This window comes from Bacillus cereus group sp. MYBK30-2 (assembly GCF_051915945.1).
Classification (GTDB): Bacteria; Bacillota; Bacilli; order Bacillales; family Bacillaceae_G; genus Bacillus_A; species Bacillus_A paramycoides.
On the sequence record NZ_JBQAFR010000006.1, the window covers coordinates 24,151 to 49,499 of the forward strand.

The following is a 25,349-nucleotide window of genomic DNA, read 5'->3' on the forward strand; positions in this document are numbered from 1 at the left end:
TTATGGGCATAAAAAAAGAAGAGTAATCGGTTCACTCTTCTTTTTCTTACTTATTTAACTTTGTTTCAATTTTTGTAATTAATTCATCTTCTGTTGGAGCTGCAACCGGACGATTATTTACAAATGCGAATGATTTCTTACGACCAGGTCCGCAGTAAGACTGACATCCAACTTCAATCGTTGCACATGAATCTACTTTTTTTAACTTCGGAATTAGCGTTTTAACGTTCGTCGCCTGACAATCATCACACACACGAAATTCGTTTCCCATTATATATAACACTTCCTCTATTTTAAACTTTTCACAAGTACATTTAAAAATAAACACTAAATGGTATTTTACCGCTCTTTGAAGCTTGTTGCAAGTCTCGGGGCATAGCTCCATTCCTATATAAAGCTACATACTTTTTATATTTTCTCCTTCAAAAGCTCCCATCATTCATAGCAAAATTTCTTCTCTTCATTGAAATCTACCATATTTTTAAAAGCTTTGTATAAAAGCTCGTTTTTTTGCCCATTATAAAAATAGGAAGTTCATAAAAAGAAAGGGAGTTGAATCTATGAAAGTAAGACAAGATGCTTGGACAGACGAGGACGATTTATTACTTGCTGAAACGGTACTTCGCCATGTTCGAGAAGGAAGTACTCAATTAAATGCATTTGAAGAAGTAGGAGATCAGTTAAATCGCACATCAGCTGCTTGTGGTTTTCGCTGGAATGCTGTTGTTCGCTATAGCTATGAACAAGCTCTTCAACTAGCAAAAAAACATCGTAAAGATAAAATGCGTGCTGCGAGCGGTGAACAAGCAAAAAAACGTTTACTTTATACACCACCAGCTTCAGAAGCGGTAAATGATTATGAAGAACTAGTACCATACGAAACAGCTGTTCAATATAAAGAAACTATCCCATATCAAGAACCGACTGTTCCTGCTTCAAAAAGCTCAATAACAATGCAAGATGTTATTTACTTTTTACAAACAGTTGGATCTTCAAATATAAAAGTAACAGCTCTTGAAAACGAGAATACGAGATTGAAACAAGAAATAAAAGCGCAAATGCTACGAAATGAAGAACTAGAAAAGAAACTAGAAAAATTAGAAAAGCAATCTCATACTGTACAAGAAGATTACGAAACACTTATGAATATTATGAACCGCGCTCGCAAATTGGCAGTAATGGATGATGAGGAACGCTCACAAACATCTTTCCGAATGGATCGAAACGGTAATTTAGAAAAAATCGCAGAATAAAAAGGATGCATATGTGCATCCTTTTTTATTTCACTTCAACTATGTGTGCTTCTTCGAATTTAGAATCCCCCTTTATCATTCTTAGCCAAGAAGATTCCTTTCCAAAACCTTCTTCCTTCTTTTTTGCTATAATAGAGATTGTCATTTTAAAGATAAGGGGTTAGTTATATGAGCAATTCCCGTTCGATTTTATCTCAACCAGAGTGGCGTATTGTGGATCAGTCTAGTTTAGGACCAACATTCCATGCATTGCAGTCATTCGCAATGGATGACACATTATGCACAAGTATTGGAAATGGCGAATCAGCTGCGACAATGCGCTCTTGGGTTCATCACAATACAATTGTTCTAGGCATTCAAGATTCACGCCTACCACATTTAGAAGAAGGTATTTCCTTTTTAAAACAAAACAACTTTAATGTTATCGTTCGTAATTCTGGTGGACTTGCGGTCGTACTTGATGAAGGTGTTTTAAACGTATCACTTTTATTCCAAGAAACAGAAAAAGGTATTGATATTGATCTTGGGTACGATACGATGTGGCATTTAATTAAGGAAATGTTAAACGATTACGATGTTACTATCGAGGCAAAAGAAATTGTTGGTTCTTACTGTCCTGGTAGCTACGATTTAAGTATTCGTAATCAAAAATTCGCTGGTATTTCACAACGCCGTATTCGCGGTGGCGTTGCTGTACAAATTTACCTATGTGCTACAGGAAGCGGTTCTGAGCGTGCCGCACTCGTTCGTGATTTTTACAACGTAGCAATTCAAGGAGAAGAAACGCGATTTACGTATCCTGAAATTGTGCCGAGCACGATGGCTTCACTATCTGAATTACTTGGCGAAACAATTACAGTGCAAGATTTAATGATGCGTCTTTTAAAAACGTTGCAGCAATTCGCTCCAAAGTTAACACCATCTCAGCTAACATTAGATGAAATTCCTTTATACGAGACGAACTTACAACGTATTATTGATCGTAACAATAAGGCACTTGGCTTAGAAAAATAGAAACCGTCGCTATAATAGCGGCGGTTTCTATTTTTTATATAAATGCTTTTATTTCTTAACCACAACAAATTGTTTATCTTCTAAGAAAAATGTATCCCCTAATAATTTAAAACTACTTAATTGTTTAATAAAAAACAAAAATGACCATCCTATTCCGTTATACACGAAATAGGATGGTCATTTTTCATATCAATTCGTTATAGAATTAAAGTGCTTGAGCCGCTGTAATTAAAGCTAACTTGTACACTTCTTCTTCGTTACATCCACGAGATAGGTCGTTTACAGGCATGTTTAAACCTTGTAAGATTGGTCCTACTGCTTCGAAGTTACCTAAACGTTGAGCGATTTTGTAACCGATATTACCAGCTTCTAAGCTTGGGAATACGAATACGTTAGCATCACCTTTAATTGTAGAACCTGGAGCTTTTTTCTCAGCTACAGATGGTACGAATGCCGCATCGAATTGGAATTCTCCATCTAAAGTTAATTCAGGAGCCATTTCTTTTGCAATGCGAGTTGCTTCTACAACTTTTTCTGTTTCTGGAGATTTCGCAGAACCTTTTGTAGAGAAGCTTAACATAGCAACGCGTGGATCAATACCGAATAGTTCAGCAGTTTTCGCGCTTTCGATACCAATTTCAGCTAAATCTTGGCTGTTTGGTGCAATGTTAATTGCGCAATCAGCGAATACATATTTCTCTTCTTCACGTACCATGATGAATACGCCAGAAGTTTTTGTAACGCCTGGTTTTGTTTTAATAATTTGAAGTGCTGGACGAACTGTATCAGCTGTAGAATGAGCTGCACCACTTACTAAACCGTGTGCTTTGCCCATGTATACAAGCATTGTACCGAAGTAGTTTTCGTCTTTAAGGATTTTGCGAGCGTCTTCTTCTGTTGCTTTACCTTTACGGCGTTCAACGAAAGATGCTACCATTGCATCCATTTCTTCGTATGTAGCTGGATCGTAAATATCAACGCCTGCTAATGTTAAGTTCATGCTAGCAGCTTTCGCGCTAATTTCTTCTTTATTACCAACTAAAATTGGTTTTACTAGTTCTTCTTTTGCTAAACGCTCTGCAGCGCCTAAAATTCTTTCATCAGTTCCTTCAGGAAGTACGATAGAAATGCCTTTTCCTTGAACTTTTTCTTTTACTGTTGTAAATAAATTGCTCACGAATAAACCCTCCTACAAATGTTAAAAAACTCTACCTTTAAGAATACTTCTTTTCATCTATATTTTAAACTTATAGCCCCCAAAAAATAGATAAAATAAAAATGATTATATTTTCATAAAATTCAGCCTGGAAAATAAACCTATTTAAGCCTTATTTTCTCCCGTTTTTCATTACATATAAATGTGACAATTTTATGCGCCGAAACTTTATATAGATGATTTTAAACCTATATATGCTATAGTTAACGTGTAAAAATATCATTAACTGAGGTGAATAGAATGAGTGAAGCAACAACAACGTTAGATGGCTGGTATTGTTTACATGATTTACGTTCTATTGATTGGGCAGCATGGAAAACATTATCTAGCGACGAACGCGGACAAGCAGTGTCTGAATTTTTAAATGTCGTTGAAAAGTGGAACGAAGTAGCTACTGCAAAAAAAGGTAGCCATGCAATGTATACGGTTGTTGGTCAAAAAGCAGATATTATGCTTATGATCTTGCGTCCAACAATGGAAGAGTTAAATGAAATTGAGACAGAATTAAATAAAACAACATTAGCTGAATATATGGTTCCTGCATATTCTTACGTATCTGTTGTTGAACTAAGTAACTACCTTCCAGCTGATGAAGATCCATACCAAAACCCACAAATCTTAGCTCGCTTATATCCTGAGTTACCGAAAGCAAATCACATTTGTTTCTATCCAATGGACAAGCGTCGCCAAGGTAATGACAACTGGTACATGCTTCCTATGGAAGAACGTAAGAAACTTATGTACAGTCATAGCAAAATCGGTCGCCAGTACGCAGGTAAAGTACGCCAAGTTATTTCAGGCTCAGTCGGATTCGACGATTTTGAGTGGGGTGTAACATTATTCGCTGACGATGTTCTTCAATTTAAGAAACTTATATATGAAATGCGCTTCGATGAAGTAAGTGCCCGCTACGGTGAATTTGGTACATTCTTTGTCGGAAACATTTTACCAGACGAAAAAGTAGCGAAATTTTTACACGTATAATATCGAAAAAGGAACGAGATTCGTTCCTTTTTTTCATATTTAATATATTTCTCCCGAAAATCCCCTTTTTTCATCAATTACCAACAAAAATAGACATATTTTTCCAAATTTCTTGTGAAATTGTAACCTTTCCATATCCAAATTTATGCTAAAATGGTACGAGCTACATGCTAATAACGATGCGAAGGTGATAATGTATATGAAGAAAATCTTGTCTATTTTACTATTGTTTCTATTGTCATTTTCTTCCTTAGGAGTAACAACATCCCATGCAGAAGAAAAAATACATATAGAGGCAGCTGCTGCACTTCTATTTGATGCAGATACAGGAAAAATACTGCATGAACAAAATCCAGATGAATTACTAGCTATTGCTAGTATGTCAAAATTAATTGTTGTTTATGCCGTTTTAGAAGCGATTAAGGAAGGTAAAATTACTTGGGATACGAAAGTAAACATCTCTGATTATGCTTATGAAGTCTCACGTAATAATGAATTCTCTAACGTTCCATTTGAGAAAGGACGCCAATATACGGTAAGAGAATTATATCATTCTATTGTTATCTTTTCTGCGAATGGATCTAGTATTGCTTTAGCGGAACTTCTTGCAGGAAGCGAGAAAAACTTCTTAAATCTTGCAAATGAACATGCGAAAAAACTAGGGTTAAAGAAATATAAATTTGTAAACGCTACTGGATTAAATAATGCTGATTTAAAAGGAAAACATCCTGAAGGAACTGATCCGAACGGAGAAAACTCTTTATCAGCTCGCGATATGGGTATTCTTTCAAAAACAATTATTACAAAGTATCCAGAAATGCTAGAGGATACAAAACAAAGATTTAGAAACTTCCCAGATAATCATCCAAAACCAATTCGTATGGAAAATTGGAATTGGATGTTACCAGGTGCTGCCTTCGCTTACGAAGGATCAGATGGTTTAAAAACAGGAAGTTCCGATACAGCCGGCTATGGTTTTACCATTACAGCAAAACGCGGTGATTTACGTCTTATTTCTGTTATTATTAAAACGAAATCAATGGACGAACGTTTCACAGAATCTCGCGCATTAATTGAATATGGATTTAATAACTTCGAAAAACAAAAACTAAAAATAGATAAAAACAACAAAATTTCTGTGGTAAAAGGAAAAGAAGACTACGTAACAGTTGCACCAGAAAAAGAAGTGACAGTAGTTACTGCAAAAGGTAGCAAACCATCTTACAAAATTTCAGCTGAAGCCGATAAATCACTTGCTGAAGATGGATATTTAGTTGCCCCTATTAAAAAAGATGAAAAAGTAGGTTCAATCGTTTTAGAATCAACTGATAAATACGGTTTCTTAGACGGAAATAAAAGTATGAAAGTTACTGCAAAAACGACTGAAGAAGTAGAAAAAGCAAATTGGTTCGTATTAACAATGCGTTCCATTGGTGATTTCTTCTCAGGCTTATGGTCTAAAGTGTTTTAATAAAAAAGCTAGCCCGTGCTAGCTTTTTTATTTTCCCCTCTAAATGTAAAACTTCGTTTGGTTGTCATATCCGAGTCCTTTTTCTCATACGTATGAACTAGTAATTATTCCACACTTCATCTAGAAATAAACCTCTTTCTACAGTGCATTCCCAAAAGAGAGGTGACACATAATGGGTGTTATCGCGTATAACGAAGAAGATGTAAAGTTATTAGCTAGACTGATGCGTGCTGAAGCCGAAGGAGAAGGGCAACAAGGAATGTTAATGGTCGGAAACGTTGGGGTAAATCGTGTCCGCGGAAATTGTTTAGATTTTAAAAAAATACGTAATTTACGTCAAATGGTTTATCAAAATCCTGGTGGTTTTGAGGCAACTCAAAAAGGGTACTTTTATCAACGAGCAAGGGAACAAGATATCGCCTTGGCAAGGCGAACCATTCAAGGACAACGTTTTTGGCCTGCCAATTTTGCCCTATGGTTTTTTAGACCTGAAGGTCCTTGTCCACCAACTTGGTATAACCAACAAAATTCTGGTCGCTTTAAAAAGCATTGCTTCTTCCAGCCATCTGGTGAGGATTGTCCTAGCGTATATTAAGGAATGAAAATGAGGAGGGGTTTTTAAATGGCACAGCAACAAAATCCATACAACGGAACAGGTTTTTATCAACCATCTGGAACTTATATGCAACCGCAACAAATGACTCCACAACAGCAACAACAGCAACAGCAAGCAATGCAACAACAAGCTGCTCAAGCTCAATATGCAGTGTCTCAAGGTATGTTGCCAATAGAGCAATCGTATATTGAAAATATCCTTCGTTTAAACAAGGGTAAACCAGCTACAGTTGTAATGACTTATGAACGTGGTAGTTCGCTTGGTACACAATCTTATACAGGGATTATCGAGGCAGCTGGCCGTGATCATATCGTTATTAGTGAGCCGAAATCTGGAAAGCGCTATTTACTACTAATGATTTACTTAGATTATGTAGAATTCCCAGGAGAAATTGCGTATTTACCTGGTCAACAAGCAACTTATGCTCCAAGGCCATAAAAAAAAGCTGGCAAATGCCAGCTTTTGTTTTTTTATAACCCTTTTACAACTGCAGTTCCGACTAAAACCCACGCCACAATAAACGCTACACCACCAAGCGGTGTAATTGGACCAAAGAACTTAATGCCCGTTGTACTTAATGCATAAAGACTGCCTGAGAACATAATAATCCCGGCTACCATAAGCCAACCAGCAGTGCTTAAAAGCGACGATTGAATCTTGTCCATTAATAAGGCAACTACGAATAATCCCCCTGCATGAAACATTTGATATGTAACGCCCGTCTTCCACACTTCTAACATTTTTGCAGAAACTTTATTTTCTAAACCATGTGCTCCAAAGGCCCCTAACGCAACAGATAGCCCCGCTGCAATACAACCTAGTAAAAAGAAAATTTTCATCTTAATTCCCCTTTTTTACCTTTATCATAAGCAATTTTCACATATAAGCCAAACGATTTTGCTTTTAAAAATCAAATAAAGAATTACCGTTTGCATCACTTTCTTTTATATATACTTTTTCTCCAGAAACTGGCATAACCGGTTGAACTGTCGTCATAGGTTGAGATCCGATTACTTGTGATTGAACTTGTGGTTCTCTATACGTATGTGACTCAACTTGTTCCTCCAATAATAAATCACATAAAGCACGTACAACTAATAAATGCTCTTTTGATTTTTGTCCTTCACTACTTTTGGCCCTTGCAATTTCATTCGCCATTTTATTTAAAATCTTATCACTAGATACTTGCATTCCTTGTCACCTCTTACTTTGTAATTCTTTCTCAAATTGCCCCAGTTTCTCAACTGAACCAAATACTATTATCATATCATGTTCTTGCAGTTTTTCCTGCCCTGTCGGATTATGGATAATTTCCCCATTTCTTAAAATCGCTAAAATCGTTACATCAAATTGATTTCTCACATTACTCTCTAGTAACGATTTGTTGGCTAAGATAGAATCTTTACCAACTTGAATTTCTTCAATTACAAATGATTGCTCTACTCCATACAATACTGTATCAATATAATGAACTGTTAACGGATTCGCAATACCTTTCGCTATATGAATTCCTGCCATACTAGATGGATTAATAACCTTATTTGCACCAGCGCGCCGTAATTTCTCTTCTGTTTCTGGTTTTTCAGCTCTTGCTACTATTTTAATTGCATCATTGAGCCCTCTTGCCGTTAATGTAATAAATACATTTTCAGCATCGTTTGCTACGATAGCAACTAGACCAGCTGCCTTTGAAATCCCAGCATTATGTAAAACGTGATCTTCAGTTGCATCTCCATGTACATATAAAAGTTTTTCCTGTTCGAATATACTTTCATCTTTATCCACAACTACAAATGGGATTTTCTTTTCTTGTAATTCATGTACAACTTGAAGCCCTACTCTTCCGCAACCACATACTATAATATGATTTTCTAACTGCGCTATTTGTTTATCCATCTTCTTCCTCCGCACTGCATGAAATAAATTCCCTTCAATAATCATAGCTGCTACTACCCCAATTGCATACGTAACGATGCCGACACCAACAGGTATAATAAGAAGCGCAAAAACTTTTCCCGCCTGTGTCACAGGAACCGCATCACCATATCCAACAGTTAATACCGTAATCATCGTCATCCAAAATGCTTGAAACAAGCTAATCTCTTCAATTGTCATAAATCCTAGCGTTCCTAGAATTACAACAAAGGTCATACATATAACTGCTATCCATAATTGCTTACGTGCATTCATATTATGTTTCAACTCTTTTCTCTATCTACAATCTTTGCCAGAGGAAATGAAATACGTATATACTAGAAACGGAATCTATGAAAGAGGTTGATATTAATGAAGCTATTTCTTCCTGCCTTACAATGGGCACTATTTATTTTAGCTGGAAGTCTTATTGTACCAATTAGTGTCGCAACTAGTTACGGTCTTGATGGTGCTGAAGCTATCGCGTTTGTACAAAGGACATTATTTGTTCTCGGTTTTGCCGGCCTCTTACAAGCTATATTCGGTCATAAACTTCCTATTCAAGAAGGCCCTGCAGGCCTTTGGTGGGGAATTTTCTCCCTTTATGCAAGCTTAGGTGTCGTATTATTTGGATCAAGTAATGAAACACTTAAGGTCCTTCAGTACGCTTTCCTATTAAGTGGCATCATTTGTATTATTCTTAGTGTTTTTGGACTTATTGATAAACTAGTTCGTTACTTTACACCGACAGTAATTGGAACGTATTTATTCCTTCTTGTCGCACAACTTAGTGGCTCCTTCTTAAAAGGCATGTTTGGCCTTGATGGACAACATACAGAAGTACAGCCAAAGGTATTTATTCTTTCACTCATTGTTATTTTACTATCTTTTTTCATTATGAAGCTACCTATTATTGGACAATATTCCGTTCTTTTCAGTATCGTCTGCGGCTGGATATTATTCGCGTGCTTCGGATTATCTAATCCAGTAACACCTGTGACAGATATAATTCGTCTTCCATCTCTATTTGTTTTCGGGATGCCCCGCATTGAATGGAACATGGCAATTACAGTAGTTTTCGTCACGCTACTACTTCTAACAAATATGTTAGCAAGTATTCGCGTTGTACAAAAGGTTGTTTCTAAGTATGAAGAAGATGCCGCTCCAGACCGCTTCAAACAAGCTGGCATTATAACAGGGATAAATCAATTACTAGGTGGTCTATTTTCAGCCATTGGTCCTGTTGCCATTTCCGGATCGGCAGGGTTTATCGCAACGACTAATATTTATAAACGCCTTCCATTTATGTTAGGGTCAAGCTTTATTATTCTTGTTAGTATATTCCCAAAGATTACTTCATTCTTTGCAGCAATCCCTGTCGCAGTTGGATATGCTGCAATTTATCCTGTATTTGCAAGCATGATTGGTCTCGCTTTTCGCGAATATGACACTGTACAAAATAAAGAACAATTATTTAAAGTAGCAGGTCTTTCAATCTTTACAGGAATCGGAGTTATGTTCGTTCCAGCAGGAGCTTTTTCTACACTACCACCATTTTTAGCATCATTTTTGAGTAATGGTCTTGTTCTTGGATCTGTAATGGCTATCTTACTGGAAATACTATTTTCTCGTTCTAACGAAAAACAACTATCGTAAATTGGAAAACTTCCATTATTGCACTCTACCTTTAGAGTTGTTACGATAATAATAAATTATCATGGGCAACACGCTCATGATAATTTATACTAACAATGCAGAACTTCACCTAATTCCATGCGAAGAGGTTCGATGTCTTACTATATATTCCCCAATACCTTCATAAAAATTTATTTCTATTTAAACAAAGAAAGAAAGGAATTTTCCATATGACTTATAAAATGATTGTTTTAGATTTAGATGATACTTTATTACGCGATGACCATACAATTTCACCTCGTACGAAAGAGGCTTTAATGACAGCACAAGAGCAAGGAGTTAAAGTTGTACTTGCTTCTGGGCGTCCAACGTTTGGTATGCGCAACGTCGCGAAAGAGCTTCGTTTAGAAGAATACGGTAGCTTTATTCTATCTTTTAACGGCGCAAAAATTATTAACTGTAAAACAAATGAAGAAATCTTTAGTAGTACTCTATCTCCTGAAATCGTTCACAACCTATTTGAAATTAGTAAAGATGAAGACGTTTGGATTCATACTTATATTGGCGATGATATCGTAACAGAAGAAAATAATCCTTATACTGAAATTGAGGGCGAAATTACTGGTATGCCAATTATTGAAGTTGATAATTTCAAGGCTGCAGTCAAAGAACCTGTAGTAAAAGTATTAATGAACAAAGAGGCTGAACGCCTTGTTGAGGTAGAAAAGAAACTACAAAAACAACTAGAAGGTCAATTAAGCGTTATGCGCTCAAAACCATTCTTCTTAGAATTTACTGAGCATGGTGTTACGAAGGGAACGAGCCTAAACCAACTAATCCAAACACTTGGCATTAAACGCGAAGAAGTAATCGCAATGGGTGATAGCTATAACGACCAAGCGATGATTGAATTCGCTGGTCTTGGCGTTGCAATGGGCAATGCACCAGATGATATTAAAGAAATTGCAAACTATGTTACAGATACAAATATGAACGATGGCGTTGCAAAAGTTGTAGAGAAATTCGTACTAAAAAGCGAAGCGCTTGTATAATATTTTCATTCATAAAACCTATTTGAAGTCAAATACTTCAAATAGGTTTTTGTTTAAATTGCCATGCTTTTGTGACTATATTTTGAACTTTGCACTATTCTCGTAGTGTAAACTTTCTTTTTGTATATAATGGAACAAAATAGACTATTTCATTTTGAAAAAGAATACAAATTTACTATATACAAGCATACGTTAAAGGAGGCTATTTCATGTTATCTACACCAATCGGACGATTAAGAGCAATCGGCTTAATTGAGGGGATTTCTTTCCTATTACTATTATTTGTAGCAATGCCGTTAAAATATTTCGCGGGGTTTGCAACAGCTGTTAAAATTACAGGTATGGCTCATGGTGTCTTATTCATACTATTCATCTTTGCGGTAATTCAAGTAACAATCGTACATCGTAAATCAATTTTATGGGCACTTGGCGCACTTGCTGCATCAGTTATCCCATTCGGCACTTTTGTACTAGATGCAAAACTTAAAAATGAACAGTAATAGTAAAAAGGTAGTTAACAATTGTTAGCTACCTTTTTAGCGCTTATATATTTGGAATTTGCCAATCGATTTCTTTTTCATCCATATTAGATAAAATCTCATTTACTTTAGAGTACGGCTTACTTCCAAAGAAACCACGTCTTGCTGATAATGGACTTGGATGTACGGATTCAATAATATGATGATTCGTATTCGTAATTAACTTTTTCTTCGCCTGTGCATGGCGTCCCCACAATATGAAAATAACTGGCTTTTCACGTTCATTTAGCAGTTCAATCACGCGATCTGTGAAATGCTCCCATCCTTTCCCTTTATGAGAATTTGCCTCACCTTGGCGAACCGTTAATACAGTATTTAATAATAATACTCCTTGCTCTGCCCACTTTACTAAATAACCATTATTCGGAATTTCATAGCCATATTCATCTCGCAGTTCTTTATACATATTTAACAGCGATGGCGGTGTTTTTATACCCGGTTGTACAGAAAAGCTTAAACCATGCGCTTGATTCGGTCCGTGATACGGATCTTGTCCTAAAATAACAACCTTTGTATTTTCATAACTTGTATACTGCAGAGCGTTAAAAATATCTTCTACTTTTGGATAAATAACATGCGTATTGTACTCTTCTTTCAAAAATCCGGCTAATGTTTGATAATATTCTTTTTCAAACTCTGGTGCCAATAATGGTCCCCAATCATTCGTTAAAACATTCTCCATACATTCACTTCCTATTCAATTAATTCACCATATCTTGTTTTGTAAATACCATAAATGAAATGATAAGAGAAACAACTGCCCAAACCGTTAAATTCATTAACGAAAACCCCATTGATAGCCCTTGTAAGGCAGGCAATTTTCCTGATAAATAATCCGTTAACGATAAGTTGACACTAAAAATATATTTTGCACCTTCCCAAGACGTTGCAAAAGAACTTAAAATGCCGCCAGCAATTAATGCAGCTAACATAACGCCCATACCAGCTGGTGTATTTCGAATTAAAACAGAAACCATAAATGATATAGTTCCTACAACAATAGCCACAAACCAAGCTAGTCCGTACGCCATTAATATGTATTGCCACTGCGGGATAAGATGTACAAAGTTCGTATTTAATGTCTCCTTATCAATGACGAATCCTGTTAAAACAGGCAAATTCCATCCTGAGTATCCAAATACAAGCCCCGATAATGCGTAAGCAAACACACCGACAAGAAGCAATATGAGCGAAATGAAAAATAACATCGTCACATATTTACTAAGGAGTATTTTCCAGCGCCGAATCGGCCTCGTAAGAAGCATTTTCATCGTACCGTCACTTCGTTCTCCTGAAACGATATCAATTGCGACAATCATAACGAGCAATGGAATAAATAACGTTATTCCTTGTTCAATAAACGCCCTCACAAATGTCGGGGCTCCTGGTGCAGTCGGATTAATATCATGATCCAAATAATATTGTTGCTGTTCCACCCTCACCTTTAACCAATCACGCCATTCTTCTGGCAATCTTGAGTTGTTCAAACGGTTCTGAGAATCAACAATTTGTTGTTGCAACGATACTTTCCAATCAGTTGTGCCGAGTCTTTTTTGGGTTGTTTCTATTTCACGATACTGGGCGTACACAAAAAGTGGGATCAAAATTGCTAAAATAAGCATGACAACGAAAATACGTTTCTTACGGTAAATCTTTTCTGATTCGTTTAAAACTAGATTCGCAAATTCACGCATGTTGCTCACCCCTTGTGAGTTCAATAAATAAATCTTCTAACGTAAATACGAGCTCTTTAACGCTATGTACATCTATCCCGTTTTCTACAAAACGCTTATTCCAAACATTAATAGACGTAACATCCATACGACATAGTAAACGCTCATCTTCTATACTAACTTCCCCTATTTCCTCAGCGGCATCTAGCATGTCTTTCGCCTTGGAAATCGGTGTAACAACCCACTCTACACGATCACTCGCCGTTTTGATCAATTCTTCTATAGGTGCAACTGTTATCATTTTCCCTTTATGAATAATAGCGACACGGTCGCATATCATTTGTACTTCACTTAATAGGTGACTCGAAATAAATACACTCATGTTCTCTTCTTTTACAAGCTTATGTATAAATTCTCGCAGTTCTCTAATTCCAGCTGGATCTAAGCCGTTCGTCGGTTCATCTAATATAAGTAATTTCGGATTTCCAAGAAGCGCCTGTGCAATTCCGAGACGCTGCTTCATACCGAGGGAATATGTTTTTACCTTATCGTGAATACGCTCGTCTAAATGAACCATTTTCGCAATTTCACTAATACGTTCGTCGGGTATATCACCAAGCATACGTGCAAATTGCTTTAAGTTTTCCCATCCAGTTAAATATGTATAAAGCTCTGGGTTTTCAACGATACTTCCAATTTGACGCATCGCTTCTCTGAAATTTTCCTTAATAGAATAACCACCAACAGATATAGTACCTTCTGTCGCTTTAATAAGTCCGACTAACATTCGAATAGTTGTTGTTTTTCCAGCTCCGTTTGGCCCTAAGAAGCCGAAAACTTCCCCTTGTTTTACATCAAACGAAATGTTTTCTACAAGTGTTTTCTTTCCAATTACCTTCTTCACGTCTCGTACGGAAAGTATCGTCGTCATTTTACCCCTCCTTGTTCTAGTTTTAATTTACTTACAACATTTTGGACTAATCGCTCTGCCATGTATGTGTAACCTACTTCATTCGGATGAAAATGATCGGAGTATAATAAATCTTTTCCACGATTTTGGAATAAATCGAATGTAGGTGTAATATATACATTTTTATCATTTAATGCTAACTTCTCTAAAGAAGCATTCCAATCAACAACTATGTTCGATGACCCTTTTAAATCTTCTACATCCTCAAAAGGATTGTATAAACCTAGCCAAAAAATAGGGCTATCTGTATTTAATTTACGGATTTCTTCTATAATTTTCTTTGCTTCATTTTGAAACGTTTCAGTATCAGGACGATACGTCTCTAAATCTATCTTTCCGAGCGATTCCCATCCTGGGAATAAATCATTTCCTCCAATTGTTAAAACAATTACATCGGCTTGCTTAATTGAATATTGAGCTCCGCTGCTTTCAATTTGTTTTAATAAATCAGGCATTTTCGCACCACTAACTGCTAAGTTGGTTAGTGCAACTTTTTGTTTATAATCTTTTTGTAAATCTTCTTTCATTCGTCCAATATAGCCAATTCCTTCTTTATCACCAACGCCGCGCGTTAACGAATCACCTAAGCTAACTATTTGTAACGTTCCATCTTTCTTCTTTTCTTTCTCCACTACGTCAGTTTTCGTAATTAATTTTGAAGCTTTCGGATTCAATACATCATTCACACCTGAAAAAAAACCATATGCAAATAAACAGAAAGACGCAATTGTGATGAGTAGAATCACTTTTACCAATTTCGATCTCATATCAAAACCCCTTTTAGCCCTCATAGATTGTCCATAATTATACCAAACGAATTTTTGAAAAGCGATTTTCACACCTTCCCTATTATGTCGTTTCCCTATCTACCAAATTCGGTAATAACTCTACATGTTTCACATCTATTTCTTCATCATTAATCTTTTCATATAATAATTCAAATGCTTTTACACCAACGTTTTTACTGGAATGTGAAATCGTCGTTATACCTAATATATCTGCCACCTCTTGATCATCACATCCAATAAGCGTAATATCCTCTGGAATACGAATTCCTTGTTTTTTCGCCTCCGTTACCATACCCGCAGCAATATGGTTGCAAGATACGAGAAACGCCGTCGGTTTTACAGGAATATGAGTCCACTCTCGCACTACATCACGCCCATCTTCCACCGTAAAACACCCTTTAAACTTCCAGGCTTCTAACGGTGTTACAGCAATCTGTTGAAGTGAATCCTCATACGCTTGTTTTCTTCTTTGACTATTAATACTATTACTTCTTCCAATACAATATCCAATACGCGTATGACCTGCGTCTATTAAGCTTTTCATCCCTTGTGAAAACACTTTATAGTAATCAATATGTACACTCGAAATAAAATTTGAATCTATTTCCTCACACATAACAATTGGACCAAATTTCGTATACTCTTCAAGTTTGTCCTTACTATTTGTTCTTGAACATATAATTACTCCATCAAGTTTTTTCATTTTCAACATATGTAAAATTTCCAACTCTTTTTCTTCACTATAATTCGTTTGGCAAAGCATCATATTATAATTGTTCTTCGCGGTTTCTTTTGATATACCCTCAATAATAGCACTATAATATTGATCATTTACGTGCGGTAATAAAACACCAATTACATTTGTTTTCCCTTTCACTAAATGAATAGCATTTACATTTTGCGTATAATTTAATTCTTCTATAATCTTTAAAATTTCTTTTCGTTTTTGCTCATTTACATACGGATGATCATTAAGTACACGTGAAACAGTTGAAACAGATACCCCAGCAAGTTCAGCGATCTTTCTTATATTAGTCATCTCATTCTCCCCTTTTCGTAAAAATTCTTACTTGACCTGGTAAGCTTTCCACAATATATCCTTTCCTAGCAAATACGTTTAGAAAGGATACACACTATATGCTTCAATTCAAATTAGAATATATATTTTTCATTGGCGGTTTACTCATTCTCTCCGTCGGTATTAATATGATGACGACAATTACTTCCTTTGGACTTAGCCCTTATGATTCCTTCTTTATTGCACTATATCAAAATTTCGGGGTAAGTATTGGTTTTTGGATTTTCATGATTAACTTTGTTTTTACACTTATCGTACTCTTTTGGGATAAAAAACAAATTACAATCGGCACGATTGTAACGATGATTCTTATTTCTCTTTTTGTTGATTGGATTGGTTCCATTACAACTATTATGGACTTTATCCGCTCTCTTCCAAAATATATAACACTTATTTGTGGAAATCTATTCGTCGGAGCTGGAATCGGTCTTTACGTCTCTACAAACCTTTGCGCTGCGCCTCAAGAGGCTTTCGTTTTAACTGTTGCCGAGAAAAAAAAATGGACATTCAGAAGAACTGAAATTTCATTAGCTCTTTTATTTTTAACATTAAGCTTCTTATTAGATGGACCAATCTATTTCGGAACAATTATCTTATCCTTTACAACAGGTTGGATTATTCAAGCATTTATACAAGTTGGCACGCAGATTTTAAATAGAAAAAAACCTATTAAGCAAGCTGCTTAATAGGTTTTTTCGTTTTTTTATAGGAAATACTACTTAGCATCTCCTTCAATTCGATAGTTTGCTTTCACACAATCTATTTCTTCATACGATTGCAATGTATGTAAAATGTAATCGTAATCTGCAAGAGAAGCACGATGTGTTACAATTACAATTTCGGCTTTCCCTTTCTCTTCAAGTGGCATTTGAATAATCTTTTCAAAGCTAACACCGCGCTCAGAGAACAAGGATGTAATTTTTGCAAATACACCAATTTCGTCTTTGACATGCAGTCTTAAAAACTTTTTCACAACAATTTCATCTGGCTCTTTTAATACTTTTTTATATTGTGGGGATACGGCACTATTTCCGTTTACACCTAACCTAATATTTTGCATTACAGCAACTAGGTCAGAAACAACAGCTGTCGCTGTCGGTAAGCTTCCTGCCCCCGGTCCATAAAACATCGTTTCTCCTACTGCCTCACCATACACATAGACAGCATTATATTCATTTTGCACCGCTGCAAGAGGATGTGTATTTGGAAGTAAAGTTGGCTCAACTGTAACCTCTAATTTCTCGCCATCTCGCTTTGCAAGACCAATTAATTTAATTGTATATCCTAAGCTCTTACTATATTCAATATCTTCTTCTGTAATAGAAGTAATTCCTTTTACCTTCACATCTCCAAGCTCTACATTTGTAGAGAAACCGAGAGTAGCCAAAATCGTCATTTTTCTTGCTGCATCTAAACCTTCTACGTCTGATGTTGGATCTGCTTCTGCAAATCCAAGCTGTTGGGCTTCTTTTAACACGTCGTTATATGCTCTCCCTTCGTCTGACATTTTCGTCAAAATAAAATTTGTCGTTCCATTTACAATTCCCATTACTTTCGTAATAAGATCTGAAGAAAGCCCCTCTACGATGCTTCTTAAAATCGGAATACCTCCAGCTACACTAGCTTCATAAAACAAATCAGCCTTGTTATCTTTTGCCACCGCCAGCAATTCTGCCCCGTGTAACGCCATTAGATCTTTATTTGCAGTCACAACGTGTTTCCCACTATTTAAAGCTTGTAAAATATATGCTTTTGCATCATCGATTCCACCCATTACTTCGATGACAACATCAATATTAGGATTATCTAAAATTTCACTCGCATTTTGTGTTAATAGAGTAGAAGGTACCTCGACCTCTCTCTCCTTTTCAATATTTTGCACCAACACTTTCGTTACTTTCACTGGACAACCTACTTGGTGTATAAGTCGTTCTTGATGATCTGCAATAATACGAACTACACCACTACCAACTGTTCCAAGACCTAATAACCCCACTTGAATTTCTTTCATAATACTGTCCACCCCTCAAAAATTGTGTTTAGATGCCATTATATAAACAAAACATCTGAAAAACAATGTATTTTGAACATTCGGAAAAATATAGGTTAATCTTTACCAAGAAAACGCTACCACGTGTTACACAATCATTATTTACAATAGATAAGGGGTTTCTTGATACACGTAATAATTCAACCAATTAGAGAATAATAAATTCCCATGACTCCTCCACCTAACAAGCGGCTTTTCATCTGGATTATTATGTTTAAAATAATTTTTTGGCACATCAATATTTAACCCTTTTTGGCTATCTCGTTCATATTCTTGTTTTAACGTATCACAGCTATATTCACTATGTCCGAGTGCGAAAACTTGCCTTCCCTCTGAACCAATAACAAGATGAACACCCGCTTCTTCAGAGTTTGCTAATAACGTTAATTCTTTCACCTTTTCAATATCACTCTCTCGTACTTCTGTATGACGAGAATGCGGGGCAAAAAACAATTCATCAAACCCTTGTAACAATTTCACATGTTGCTCGCGAACCTCATGTTCAAACACACCAAACATTTTTTCAGCAAGAGGATACTTCGGAACACCATAGTGATAATACAAACCTGCTTGTGCTCCCCAGCAAATATGAAGCGTAGATGTTACATTCGTTTTTGAATACTCCATAATACGTTCAAGCTCTTCCCAATAATCTACTTCTTCAAAAGAAAGAGTCTCAACTGGTGCTCCTGTAATAATGAGTCCATCAAATCTTTCGTTTTCAATATCACGGAAAGTTTTATAAAAGCTCGTTAAATGTTCCTGTGCTACATTGCGAGATAGATGTGATTCCATATGTAATAAATGAACATCTAATTGTAACGGTGTATTTCCAATTAAACGAAGTAATTGTGCTTCTGTTTCTTGCTTTGTAGGCATTAAATTTAATATGGCAATTTTCAAAGCACGTATATCTTGTGTTTCTGCTCGCTCCTTCGTCATTACAAAAATATTTTCTTCTTGTAGTACTTTGCGAGCTGGTAAATCTTTATCAATTATGATCGGCATGTTGTTTGCCTCCGACTAGCGCTGCTTCTAAATCTGCAATAATATCAGAAACATCTTCTATACCGACCGATAAACGAATTAAATCAGATGTAACACCAGCTAAACGTTGAGCTTCTGCACTTAATTGTCTGTGTGTCGTACTAGCGGGATGTATTACACAAGTTCTGGCATCAGCTACATGCGTTACGAGAGTTGCCAATTTCACACTTGCAATAAATTCTTTTGCTGCTTCTAATCCGCCTTTTATACCGAAAGTTAAAACACCACTAGCACCTTTTTTCAAATACTTTTGTGCTAACGAATAATTTTCATTGCTATCTAATCCCGGATAATTCACCCATTCAATACGTTCATGATTAGCAAGCCACTTAGCAACTGCGAGAGCATTTTCACTATGACGCTCCATTCGTAAATGCAATGTTTCCAAGCCAATATTGCTAATATATGCATTGAATGGGCTCATACAGTTTCCATAGTCTCTTAATAATTGAACGCGTGCTTTCACAATATAAGCTGCTGCTCCAAAATTTTGAACATAACTTACGCCGTGATAACTCGGGTCAGGTTCAACAAGCTCAGAATATTTTCCATTTGTCCAATCAAAGTTCCCTCCGTCAATAACAATGCCGCCTAATGAGCTCGCATGACCATCAATATATTTCGTCGTAGAATGAACGATAATATTTGCCCCATGTTCAAACGCTTGGCATAAATATGGCGTCGCTAATGTATTATCAACGATAAAAGGTACTTCTAATTCTTTTGCCGCTGCTGAAAATTCTTTGAAATTTAAAACATTCATCGCTGGATTTCCTAATGATTCTGCATAAATGAGCTTCGTCTTATCGTTAGCAAGTGCCGCAATTTCATCGGCCGTTAAATTGGGATTAAAGAACGTAACATCAATACCAAGCTTACGCAAACTCACTCCAAATAAATTAAATGTCCCCCCGTAAACTGTTGAAGAACAAAGTAAATGGTCTCCGCTACTACAAATATTTAAAACTGCGAGCATAATAGCTGCCTGCCCAGAAGCTGTTGCAACAGCCCCTACACCGCCCTCTAAATCTGATAACTTCTGCTCAAATGCAGCTAGCGTAGGATTTCCAATACGCGTGTATATATATCCCTCTGCCTCCAAATTAAATAGCGCTGCTAAATCATCTGAAGTATCGTATTTATACGTTGTACTTTGATAAAGTGGCAAAACACGTGGTTCACCATTCTTTGGCGTATAGCCACCTTGCACACAAATAGTTCCTTTCCCCCATGATTCTCCCATCTCTCGTTCTCCTTTCTTTTATGAAAAATAAAAAACTGCTCCTTTCTTGAATAAGAAAGGAGCAGTTTGAAAACACGCTCTAAAGGCTCTTTCTTATCTCTCAGGATTATTACCTGCAGGATTTGGCACAATTCCGTTATTCGGCTGTTGCCAAGGTTTCATCGGGCCTGTCCCTCCACCTTTTCTTGATAAGACTATGCAATTACCGTTGATTTTATAGCAATAATTTCCTGATGTCAAATGGTTTTTCTGAATGTTCTAAATTAAATGTCGGTAATTTAATATAAATAACAAAAGAAATATATTCCATGTTCATATGAAAAATATCTTTCAAAAACTCGAATCACTATATACACTTAAATAAGTGCTTTAACCGTGCAGACTTCAAATTCTCATGAAATCGCAATGTATAAATTGAATAAGCCGACCTCTCAAAAAGATACTATATATATTCAATTCATTTCATACCAGCATATCTAACCCTTTCTATATCAAAACCTACATAACGGAGGTATAACATGACAAATAAAAAGGACATGAACTATATACTCGTCCTATATGGCATTCTTCTAGGCTCTATAGTAGGAGCTACAGTCTGGCTATTTTTAGTTACAATAAATTTTGGAATCCACTTTATTTGGGGATACTTACCTAAAGTATTTTCTTCTCCCCCTTATTACACCATTTGTATAACAATAATCGGTGGTATTCTCGTTGGTTTAACACAAAAATACTTCGGTACATATCCACGTCTTATGCCGGAAGTTATGGCTGAATATAAAAAAACAGGGAGAATTGAATACCGTTTTGTTCATAAAGCTACTTTAACTGCGATTATCGTTTTAATATTTGGAGCTAGTCTAGGCCCGGAAGCAGCGCTTGTTGGAATTATCGGTGGACTTTGCACATGGGTAGGGGATCGCTTTAAGTTCGCTTTAAAGGGAATGAATGAACTAACAGAGGTTGGAATTGGTGCTACTTTAAGTGTCATTTTCAATGCACCATTATTCGGTTATTTAGCTCCGAATGAGAATGAGGGTGAGGGTGAACAAATTGCTGAGTTTTCTAAGGGAAAAAAAGCAATCGTATATTTAGCTACCACTTTTGCTGGATTTTCCGTTTATTTATTGCTTAGTAAATTAGATAATCGTGGATCTTTTATTGTTAATTTTGGAGAAGGTTCTCTTTCTCTCAATGAATGGATCGCCTTTCTACCACTTGCAAGTATCGGTGCCGTGGTCGGTTTCCTTTATTTCAAATTAGAGTTTACATTAGAGAAAGTAATTCATCCTTTCCGAGAATACAAACTATCACTTGGAATTATCGGTGGTATTTTATTAGGAATTGTAGGAACAGTTCTCCCATATACATTATTCTCAGGGGAACATCAGTTAAAAGATTTAGTCGTCGAATGGAGCCATTTATCTTTTTGGGTATTACTTCTTTCAGGAGTTTTAAAATTATGCATTACTGCCGTTTGTTTAAATACGGGGTGGCGCGGCGGACATATTTTCCCCATTATATTTGCTGGATCAAGTATTGGATATGCTATAGCTTCTATTGTCCCTATAGATCCAATAGCTTCTGTAGCCATCGTAACGACAGCTATTTCAAGCTATGCATTAAGAAAACCAATAGCTATAACATTACTATTACTCATGTTTTTCCCGCTCAATTTATTATTACCAATGCTCGGGGCGGCGGCCATTGGTAATGCATTTCCGCTTCCTAAACATAATGAAGCTACAAACTAATATAAATAGGCAGTGGGGACAAAATCTCCACTGCCTATTTATATTACACAAGCTTCTTTAATAGTGCGTATAACTCTTCAAAATTATGTACCTCATACGTTGGCACAATCCCATTTTCATTTGATTTCTTTTCTGGATTAAACCAACAAGTATCGATTCCCGCCAAATATCCGCCTTTAATATCGGCACTTAACGAATCCCCAATAATAAGTCCTTCTTCAGAAACGAAATTAGGAATGCGTTCAAAAACATAATCAAAATACTCTTTCATTGGCTTTTGGAAGCCCGTATCTTCAGAAACGAAAATATCTTTAAATTTTGAATGTATTCCTGCATTACGCAGACGCTTATCTTGTGTTTTTGAAGCACCATTCGTCACGATATATAAATCATACTCACTTTGAATATTTTGTATAAATTCAAAGGCCCCTTGTATAAGTTGATTACCTTTTTCTAAATAACTACGATAATTATTTTCAAATAATATCCCATCTACTTCTTGACCATACTCTTTAAACAAAATCGAAAACCGTGTATTTACCACTTCATCACGGTTTATTTCGCCTTCTTCAAAAGCATCCCAAAGACTTTTATTAACTTTTTTATAATGCGCTTCAACCTCGCTAGTTAGAGGAATCCCTTTCTCTTCAAAAAGCATACGTAATGCCACTTTCTCCGCCTTCTGGAAATCTAACAATGTATCATCTACATCAAACAACAATGTTTTATATTTTTTCATAAGCCCTTCACACTCTCTTTTCTACAAAAACAAATTTAAATAAATCGTATCATTCTTTCTTGTAAAAATAATAAGAGATATCTCATACTAAATATGAGGTGAAAACATGAAAATCAGCAAAAATAGCGAAGAAATCTCTCATTACATGCAAACTTACAACTTCCACACTCTTTTTTCTTTTGATGTCTTACCGTATGCCGAACTACATTCCTTTCAAAAGAAAGAAAGGATATGTAATGAAGGAGCTGATTTCCCTTATCTTTATTACTTAATTTCTGGGAAAGCGAAAATATATATGAGTCACAAAAACGGGAGGGTCTCCTTAATTAACTTTATTCAAGCACCTTCGTTCATTGGGGAATTAGGATTAATTGGCGTAGAATCCGTTACGAAAGCGGTTGAGGTAATCGACGATTGTATTTGCTTAGCCCTTCCTCTTAAAAATTGTCAGCATCTTTTATTGCAAGATGCTACCTTTTTACAGAAACTATGCAAATTTATTGGCGAAAAAACAATTATCCGAACAGAAAGTTACGCCAAAAACTATAGTTATCCGTTCGAAAATCGATTAGCTGCGTTTATTCTATTAACGGAACAAAATAATTGCTATACCGAAAAACATACCGAGGCCTCAGAATACTTAAACGTCAGTTACCGGCATCTTCTATACGTATTAAACCAGTTTTGCCAGCAAAATTATTTAAAAAAAGAAGGGCGCACCTATTACATACACGATCGAATTCAATTAGAAAAACTTGCTAATGAACTTAAAGCATAAAAAACAGCATTAACGTTTATGTTAATGCTGTTTTTTCGAGTGACGATTATAATTTTAATTAAAATTTACTTGCTACTTTAGCTGCTTCTTCAAGACCTGTTGTAATGATCTCTTCTGCTTTATCTGGGAATTGGTTATGTCCTTCAATAACTACTGTTTCCATGTTTGTTGCACCGAAGAAGCCCATCATGCTTGCTACATATTTAACAGCCATTTCTACTTCAGCTGCTGGTCCTTCAGAATATACGCCGCCACGTGCATTTAATAACGCAATTTTCTTATCTCCAATAAGTCCAACTGGACCTTCTGGTGTATATTTAAACGTTTTACCAGCACGGTTTAAATAATCAATATACGTGTGTAATACTGCTGGAATCGTTAAGTTCCATAATGGGAAACCGAAAACTACTTTATCAGCTTCTAAGAATTGATTTAAATACTTATCAGCAACTGCTACTGCTTTTGCTTCTTCGTCTGTTAAATCAAATCCTTTACCAGCTTTGAATGTACCATTAATCATGTCTACGCCTACATATGGTAATTCTGCTTTATATAAATCAAGTTCTACTACTGTATCATTTGGATGTGCTTCTTTATAGCTTGCTAAAAATGCCTCATATAATTTTACACTAACTGCTTGGTCCGCTGGGCGGTTGTTTGCTTTCACAAATAAAACTGTTGCCATGATTCTTCTCCTCCTACTACTCACTCTTACGTTGTTATATATTACTTACGAAAAAGGGTTACTCCCTTGTAATTGTTGTTGCTTACAAATACATTTTATCTTTATATCAAGACAATTTCGTCCTCACATAGACGTATTTTTCCATAAAAAAAGTCCACCTTCTAAAGGCGAACTAGGTCTTACGACTTTAGTCTTATACAATTCCATTTTTCACTGCATATAATGCTGCTTGTGTGCGATCGGATAAATTTAACTTACTCAAAATACTACTTACATGAGCTTTAACCGTTTTTTCGGTAATAACTAAAACCGAAGCGATTTCTTTATTACTCATCCCTTTCGCTAATAGCTGCAATACTTCATTTTCCCTTGCCGTTAGTACATCTACATGAACGAAAGATTCTTCCTCTTTCTCTTCTTGAGGTAATGTTTGAGAGAGAAGAGCATTTGCTATATCGGGATGTAATTGAATGTTACCTTTATACGCACTTCGAATAGCTTCAACAAGCTGATCTGGTTCTACATCTTTTAAAATATAGCCACTTGCTCCAGCTTTTAATGCTGGCAATACATGTGCTTGATCCGAAAAACTAGTTAATACAATTACCTTCACATTTGGATATTCTTTTTTAATGCAAGCTGTCGCCTCAATCCCATCCATCTCAGGCATATATAAATCCATTAATACGACATCTGGATTCGTTTCGCCTACTTTCACTAACGCCTCTTTTCCATTATTCGCTTCCCCAACTAATTCAAAATCTTCCTGCGTACTTAGAAAAAATGCTAATCCTTTTAAAACAACTGTATGATCATCAACTAACAATACTTTTATTTTCACAAACTTCCC

At 36.0% G+C, this 25,349-nt stretch carries 28 protein-coding genes and 1 riboswitch; of the genes, 12 read left to right on the forward strand and 16 right to left on the reverse strand.

All coding sequences use genetic code 11. The features are described 5' to 3' along the window. Positions 1-46: 46 nt before the first annotated feature. Positions 47-271, reverse strand: a complete 225-nt coding sequence (locus tag ACTFQM_RS23360; RefSeq protein WP_002174414.1) for a DUF1450 domain-containing protein — start codon at positions 269-271, stop codon at positions 47-49. Positions 272-560: 289 nt separating this feature from the next. Between ACTFQM_RS23360 and ACTFQM_RS23365 the strand changes: the two genes are divergently transcribed. Together ACTFQM_RS23365 and ACTFQM_RS23370 are read left to right on the forward strand one after the other, a co-directional pair. Beyond that, the gene (locus tag ACTFQM_RS23365; protein ID WP_048374921.1) at positions 561-1,253 is read left to right on the forward strand and encodes an RsfA family transcriptional regulator; all 693 of its coding nucleotides are present in this window, start codon (positions 561-563) and stop codon (positions 1,251-1,253) included. A 168-nt stretch (positions 1,254-1,421) separates the two neighbouring features. After that, the gene (locus ACTFQM_RS23370) at positions 1,422-2,267 is read left to right on the forward strand and encodes a lipoate--protein ligase family protein (protein WP_048374923.1); all 846 of its coding nucleotides are present in this window, start codon (positions 1,422-1,424) and stop codon (positions 2,265-2,267) included. 205 nt (positions 2,268-2,472) lie between these two features. Here the strand turns inward: ACTFQM_RS23370 and pta are convergent, their stop codons facing one another. After that, the gene (gene pta / locus ACTFQM_RS23375; protein ID WP_000067215.1) at positions 2,473-3,444 is read right to left on the reverse strand and encodes a phosphate acetyltransferase; all 972 of its coding nucleotides are present in this window, start codon (positions 3,442-3,444) and stop codon (positions 2,473-2,475) included. A 279-nt stretch (positions 3,445-3,723) separates the two neighbouring features. Here pta and hemQ point away from each other — a divergent pair, with 279 nt between their 5' ends. The 4 genes from hemQ (at position 3,724) to gerQ (ending at position 6,992) form a co-directional block, all read left to right on the forward strand. Beyond that, a complete protein-coding gene (hemQ, locus tag ACTFQM_RS23380) occupies positions 3,724-4,467 on the forward strand; it encodes a hydrogen peroxide-dependent heme synthase (RefSeq protein WP_025147009.1) in 744 nt (247 codons plus the stop codon). A gap of 193 nt (positions 4,468-4,660) precedes the next feature. Beyond that, positions 4,661-5,938, forward strand: coding sequence for a serine hydrolase (locus tag ACTFQM_RS23385; RefSeq protein WP_440036456.1), 1,278 nt, complete (start codon positions 4,661-4,663; stop codon positions 5,936-5,938). A gap of 172 nt (positions 5,939-6,110) precedes the next feature. Further along, on the forward strand, positions 6,111-6,533 hold the full coding sequence (gene cwlJ, locus ACTFQM_RS23390) for a cell wall hydrolase CwlJ (RefSeq protein WP_000538160.1): 423 nt from the start codon (positions 6,111-6,113) through the stop codon (positions 6,531-6,533). A gap of 27 nt (positions 6,534-6,560) precedes the next feature. Further along, positions 6,561-6,992: a spore coat protein GerQ gene (gene gerQ / locus ACTFQM_RS23395; protein WP_025147006.1), complete on the forward strand. Its 432-nt coding sequence runs from the start codon at positions 6,561-6,563 to the stop codon at positions 6,990-6,992. Positions 6,993-7,024: 32 nt separating this feature from the next. Here the strand turns inward: gerQ and ACTFQM_RS23400 are convergent, their stop codons facing one another. From ACTFQM_RS23400 to ACTFQM_RS23410, 3 genes are all read right to left on the reverse strand, one after another. After that, the gene (locus ACTFQM_RS23400) at positions 7,025-7,393 is read right to left on the reverse strand and encodes a DUF423 domain-containing protein (RefSeq protein WP_440036458.1); all 369 of its coding nucleotides are present in this window, start codon (positions 7,391-7,393) and stop codon (positions 7,025-7,027) included. Between the two features lie 64 nt (positions 7,394-7,457). Continuing rightward, a complete protein-coding gene (locus ACTFQM_RS23405; protein WP_440036459.1) occupies positions 7,458-7,745 on the reverse strand; it encodes a YwdI family protein in 288 nt (95 codons plus the stop codon). A 6-nt stretch (positions 7,746-7,751) separates the two neighbouring features. Further along, complete coding sequence (locus ACTFQM_RS23410; RefSeq protein ID WP_440036460.1) at positions 7,752-8,744, reverse strand: potassium channel family protein; 993 nt, start codon at positions 8,742-8,744, stop codon at positions 7,752-7,754. Between the two features lie 96 nt (positions 8,745-8,840). Here ACTFQM_RS23410 and ACTFQM_RS23415 point away from each other — a divergent pair, with 96 nt between their 5' ends. The 3 genes from ACTFQM_RS23415 (at position 8,841) to ACTFQM_RS23425 (ending at position 11,655) form a co-directional block, all read left to right on the forward strand. Next, positions 8,841-10,124, forward strand: coding sequence for a purine/pyrimidine permease (locus ACTFQM_RS23415; protein ID WP_440036461.1), 1,284 nt, complete (start codon positions 8,841-8,843; stop codon positions 10,122-10,124). Between the two features lie 209 nt (positions 10,125-10,333). Beyond that, entirely contained in the window at positions 10,334-11,155 is an 822-nt protein-coding gene (locus ACTFQM_RS23420; protein WP_025147002.1) for a Cof-type HAD-IIB family hydrolase, read from the forward strand. Between the two features lie 209 nt (positions 11,156-11,364). After that, positions 11,365-11,655: a DUF3817 domain-containing protein gene (locus ACTFQM_RS23425; RefSeq protein WP_002174427.1), complete on the forward strand. Its 291-nt coding sequence runs from the start codon at positions 11,365-11,367 to the stop codon at positions 11,653-11,655. Between the two features lie 43 nt (positions 11,656-11,698). Here ACTFQM_RS23425 and ACTFQM_RS23430 read toward each other — a convergent pair whose 3' ends face one another. From ACTFQM_RS23430 to ACTFQM_RS23450, 5 genes are read right to left on the reverse strand one after another with little or no spacing between them, the layout of a single operon-like run. After that, complete coding sequence (locus ACTFQM_RS23430) at positions 11,699-12,376, reverse strand: uracil-DNA glycosylase (RefSeq protein ID WP_002174428.1); 678 nt, start codon at positions 12,374-12,376, stop codon at positions 11,699-11,701. Between the two features lie 19 nt (positions 12,377-12,395). After that, positions 12,396-13,388, reverse strand: coding sequence for an ABC transporter permease (locus ACTFQM_RS23435; protein ID WP_440036464.1), 993 nt, complete (start codon positions 13,386-13,388; stop codon positions 12,396-12,398). Next, entirely contained in the window at positions 13,381-14,298 is a 918-nt protein-coding gene (locus ACTFQM_RS23440) for an ABC transporter ATP-binding protein (RefSeq protein WP_002174430.1), read from the reverse strand. Before ACTFQM_RS23440 ends, ACTFQM_RS23435 begins: the two co-directional genes overlap by 8 nt. Then, the gene (locus ACTFQM_RS23445) at positions 14,295-15,176 is read right to left on the reverse strand and encodes an SGNH/GDSL hydrolase family protein (RefSeq protein ID WP_440036465.1); all 882 of its coding nucleotides are present in this window, start codon (positions 15,174-15,176) and stop codon (positions 14,295-14,297) included. The genes ACTFQM_RS23440 and ACTFQM_RS23445 overlap by 4 nt, the downstream gene beginning before the upstream one ends. A 10-nt stretch (positions 15,177-15,186) precedes the next feature. Further along, positions 15,187-16,164 (reverse strand): LacI family DNA-binding transcriptional regulator, encoded by a 978-nt coding sequence (locus ACTFQM_RS23450; RefSeq protein WP_002174432.1) that lies wholly within the window; start codon positions 16,162-16,164, stop codon positions 15,187-15,189. A gap of 98 nt (positions 16,165-16,262) precedes the next feature. On the opposite strand from ACTFQM_RS23450, the gene ACTFQM_RS23455 reads away from it, so the two are divergent. Next, positions 16,263-16,889 carry a YczE/YyaS/YitT family protein gene (locus ACTFQM_RS23455; RefSeq protein WP_440036467.1) on the forward strand — a complete coding sequence of 209 codons (627 nt, stop codon included), beginning with the start codon at positions 16,263-16,265 and terminating at the stop codon, positions 16,887-16,889. 29 nt (positions 16,890-16,918) lie between these two features. Here ACTFQM_RS23455 and ACTFQM_RS23460 read toward each other — a convergent pair whose 3' ends face one another. The 3 genes from ACTFQM_RS23460 to ACTFQM_RS23470 all read right to left on the reverse strand — a co-directional run bounded on the left by ACTFQM_RS23460 (position 16,919) and on the right by ACTFQM_RS23470 (position 20,543). Further along, complete coding sequence (locus ACTFQM_RS23460; protein ID WP_025146996.1) at positions 16,919-18,214, reverse strand: homoserine dehydrogenase; 1,296 nt, start codon at positions 18,212-18,214, stop codon at positions 16,919-16,921. Positions 18,215-18,355: 141 nt separating this feature from the next. Then, positions 18,356-19,261, reverse strand: coding sequence for a homoserine O-acetyltransferase MetA (gene metA, locus ACTFQM_RS23465; protein WP_002174435.1), 906 nt, complete (start codon positions 19,259-19,261; stop codon positions 18,356-18,358). Beyond that, a complete protein-coding gene (locus ACTFQM_RS23470) occupies positions 19,245-20,543 on the reverse strand; it encodes a bifunctional O-acetylhomoserine aminocarboxypropyltransferase/cysteine synthase (protein WP_440036469.1) in 1,299 nt (432 codons plus the stop codon). The genes metA and ACTFQM_RS23470 overlap by 17 nt, the downstream gene beginning before the upstream one ends. Before the next feature lie 90 nt (positions 20,544-20,633). Next, positions 20,634-20,738: riboswitch (SAM riboswitch) on the reverse strand. A 323-nt stretch (positions 20,739-21,061) separates the two neighbouring features. Here ACTFQM_RS23470 and ACTFQM_RS23475 point away from each other — a divergent pair. Further along, complete coding sequence (locus ACTFQM_RS23475; protein WP_440036470.1) at positions 21,062-22,297, forward strand: chloride channel protein; 1,236 nt, start codon at positions 21,062-21,064, stop codon at positions 22,295-22,297. A 43-nt stretch (positions 22,298-22,340) separates the two neighbouring features. Here ACTFQM_RS23475 and ACTFQM_RS23480 read toward each other — a convergent pair whose 3' ends face one another. After that, positions 22,341-23,036 (reverse strand): YjjG family noncanonical pyrimidine nucleotidase, encoded by a 696-nt coding sequence (locus ACTFQM_RS23480; RefSeq protein WP_440036471.1) that lies wholly within the window; start codon positions 23,034-23,036, stop codon positions 22,341-22,343. 106 nt (positions 23,037-23,142) lie between these two features. Between ACTFQM_RS23480 and ACTFQM_RS23485 the strand changes: the two genes are divergently transcribed. Beyond that, on the forward strand, positions 23,143-23,814 hold the full coding sequence (locus ACTFQM_RS23485) for a transcriptional regulator YeiL (protein WP_427287609.1): 672 nt from the start codon (positions 23,143-23,145) through the stop codon (positions 23,812-23,814). A gap of 58 nt (positions 23,815-23,872) precedes the next feature. Here ACTFQM_RS23485 and ACTFQM_RS23490 read toward each other — a convergent pair whose 3' ends face one another. Together ACTFQM_RS23490 and ACTFQM_RS23495 are read right to left on the reverse strand one after the other, a co-directional pair. Next, a complete protein-coding gene (locus tag ACTFQM_RS23490) occupies positions 23,873-24,499 on the reverse strand; it encodes an FMN-dependent NADH-azoreductase (protein ID WP_002174440.1) in 627 nt (208 codons plus the stop codon). Positions 24,500-24,692: 193 nt separating this feature from the next. Continuing rightward, a complete protein-coding gene (locus ACTFQM_RS23495) occupies positions 24,693-25,340 on the reverse strand; it encodes a response regulator (RefSeq protein ID WP_025146989.1) in 648 nt (215 codons plus the stop codon). Positions 25,341-25,349 lie beyond the last annotated feature (9 nt).

Excerpts from the sequence above, each read along its gene's own strand:
- ACTFQM_RS23430 (WP_002174428.1), bottom strand. The coding sequence starts at position 12,376 with ATGGAGAATGTTTTAACGAATGATTGGGGACCATTATTGGCACCAGAG.
- cwlJ (WP_000538160.1), top strand. The coding sequence starts at position 6,111 with ATGGGTGTTATCGCGTATAACGAAGAAGATGTAAAGTTATTAGCTAGA.
- ACTFQM_RS23470 (WP_440036469.1), bottom strand. The coding sequence starts at position 20,543 with ATGGGAGAATCATGGGGGAAAGGAACTATTTGTGTGCAAGGTGGCTAT.
- ACTFQM_RS23475 (WP_440036470.1), top strand. The coding sequence starts at position 21,062 with ATGACAAATAAAAAGGACATGAACTATATACTCGTCCTATATGGCATT.
- ACTFQM_RS23370 (WP_048374923.1), top strand. The coding sequence starts at position 1,422 with ATGAGCAATTCCCGTTCGATTTTATCTCAACCAGAGTGGCGTATTGTG.
- gerQ (WP_025147006.1), top strand. The coding sequence starts at position 6,561 with ATGGCACAGCAACAAAATCCATACAACGGAACAGGTTTTTATCAACCA.
- metA (WP_002174435.1), bottom strand. The coding sequence starts at position 19,261 with ATGCCGATCATAATTGATAAAGATTTACCAGCTCGCAAAGTACTACAA.
- ACTFQM_RS23400 (WP_440036458.1), bottom strand. The coding sequence starts at position 7,393 with ATGAAAATTTTCTTTTTACTAGGTTGTATTGCAGCGGGGCTATCTGTT.
- ACTFQM_RS23385 (WP_440036456.1), top strand. The coding sequence starts at position 4,661 with ATGTATATGAAGAAAATCTTGTCTATTTTACTATTGTTTCTATTGTCA.
- ACTFQM_RS23440 (WP_002174430.1), bottom strand. The coding sequence starts at position 14,298 with ATGACGACGATACTTTCCGTACGAGACGTGAAGAAGGTAATTGGAAAG.
- ACTFQM_RS23485 (WP_427287609.1), top strand. The coding sequence starts at position 23,143 with ATGAAAATCAGCAAAAATAGCGAAGAAATCTCTCATTACATGCAAACT.
- ACTFQM_RS23365 (WP_048374921.1), top strand. The coding sequence starts at position 561 with ATGAAAGTAAGACAAGATGCTTGGACAGACGAGGACGATTTATTACTT.
- ACTFQM_RS23405 (WP_440036459.1), bottom strand. The coding sequence starts at position 7,745 with ATGCAAGTATCTAGTGATAAGATTTTAAATAAAATGGCGAATGAAATT.
- ACTFQM_RS23460 (WP_025146996.1), bottom strand. The coding sequence starts at position 18,214 with ATGAAAGAAATTCAAGTGGGGTTATTAGGTCTTGGAACAGTTGGTAGT.
- ACTFQM_RS23490 (WP_002174440.1), bottom strand. The coding sequence starts at position 24,499 with ATGGCAACAGTTTTATTTGTGAAAGCAAACAACCGCCCAGCGGACCAA.
- ACTFQM_RS23435 (WP_440036464.1), bottom strand. The coding sequence starts at position 13,388 with ATGCGTGAATTTGCGAATCTAGTTTTAAACGAATCAGAAAAGATTTAC.
- ACTFQM_RS23415 (WP_440036461.1), top strand. The coding sequence starts at position 8,841 with ATGAAGCTATTTCTTCCTGCCTTACAATGGGCACTATTTATTTTAGCT.
- ACTFQM_RS23425 (WP_002174427.1), top strand. The coding sequence starts at position 11,365 with ATGTTATCTACACCAATCGGACGATTAAGAGCAATCGGCTTAATTGAG.
- ACTFQM_RS23480 (WP_440036471.1), bottom strand. The coding sequence starts at position 23,036 with ATGAAAAAATATAAAACATTGTTGTTTGATGTAGATGATACATTGTTA.
- ACTFQM_RS23455 (WP_440036467.1), top strand. The coding sequence starts at position 16,263 with ATGCTTCAATTCAAATTAGAATATATATTTTTCATTGGCGGTTTACTC.
- hemQ (WP_025147009.1), top strand. The coding sequence starts at position 3,724 with ATGAGTGAAGCAACAACAACGTTAGATGGCTGGTATTGTTTACATGAT.
- ACTFQM_RS23450 (WP_002174432.1), bottom strand. The coding sequence starts at position 16,164 with ATGACTAATATAAGAAAGATCGCTGAACTTGCTGGGGTATCTGTTTCA.
- ACTFQM_RS23360 (WP_002174414.1), bottom strand. The coding sequence starts at position 271 with ATGGGAAACGAATTTCGTGTGTGTGATGATTGTCAGGCGACGAACGTT.
- ACTFQM_RS23410 (WP_440036460.1), bottom strand. The coding sequence starts at position 8,744 with ATGAATGCACGTAAGCAATTATGGATAGCAGTTATATGTATGACCTTT.
- ACTFQM_RS23420 (WP_025147002.1), top strand. The coding sequence starts at position 10,334 with ATGACTTATAAAATGATTGTTTTAGATTTAGATGATACTTTATTACGC.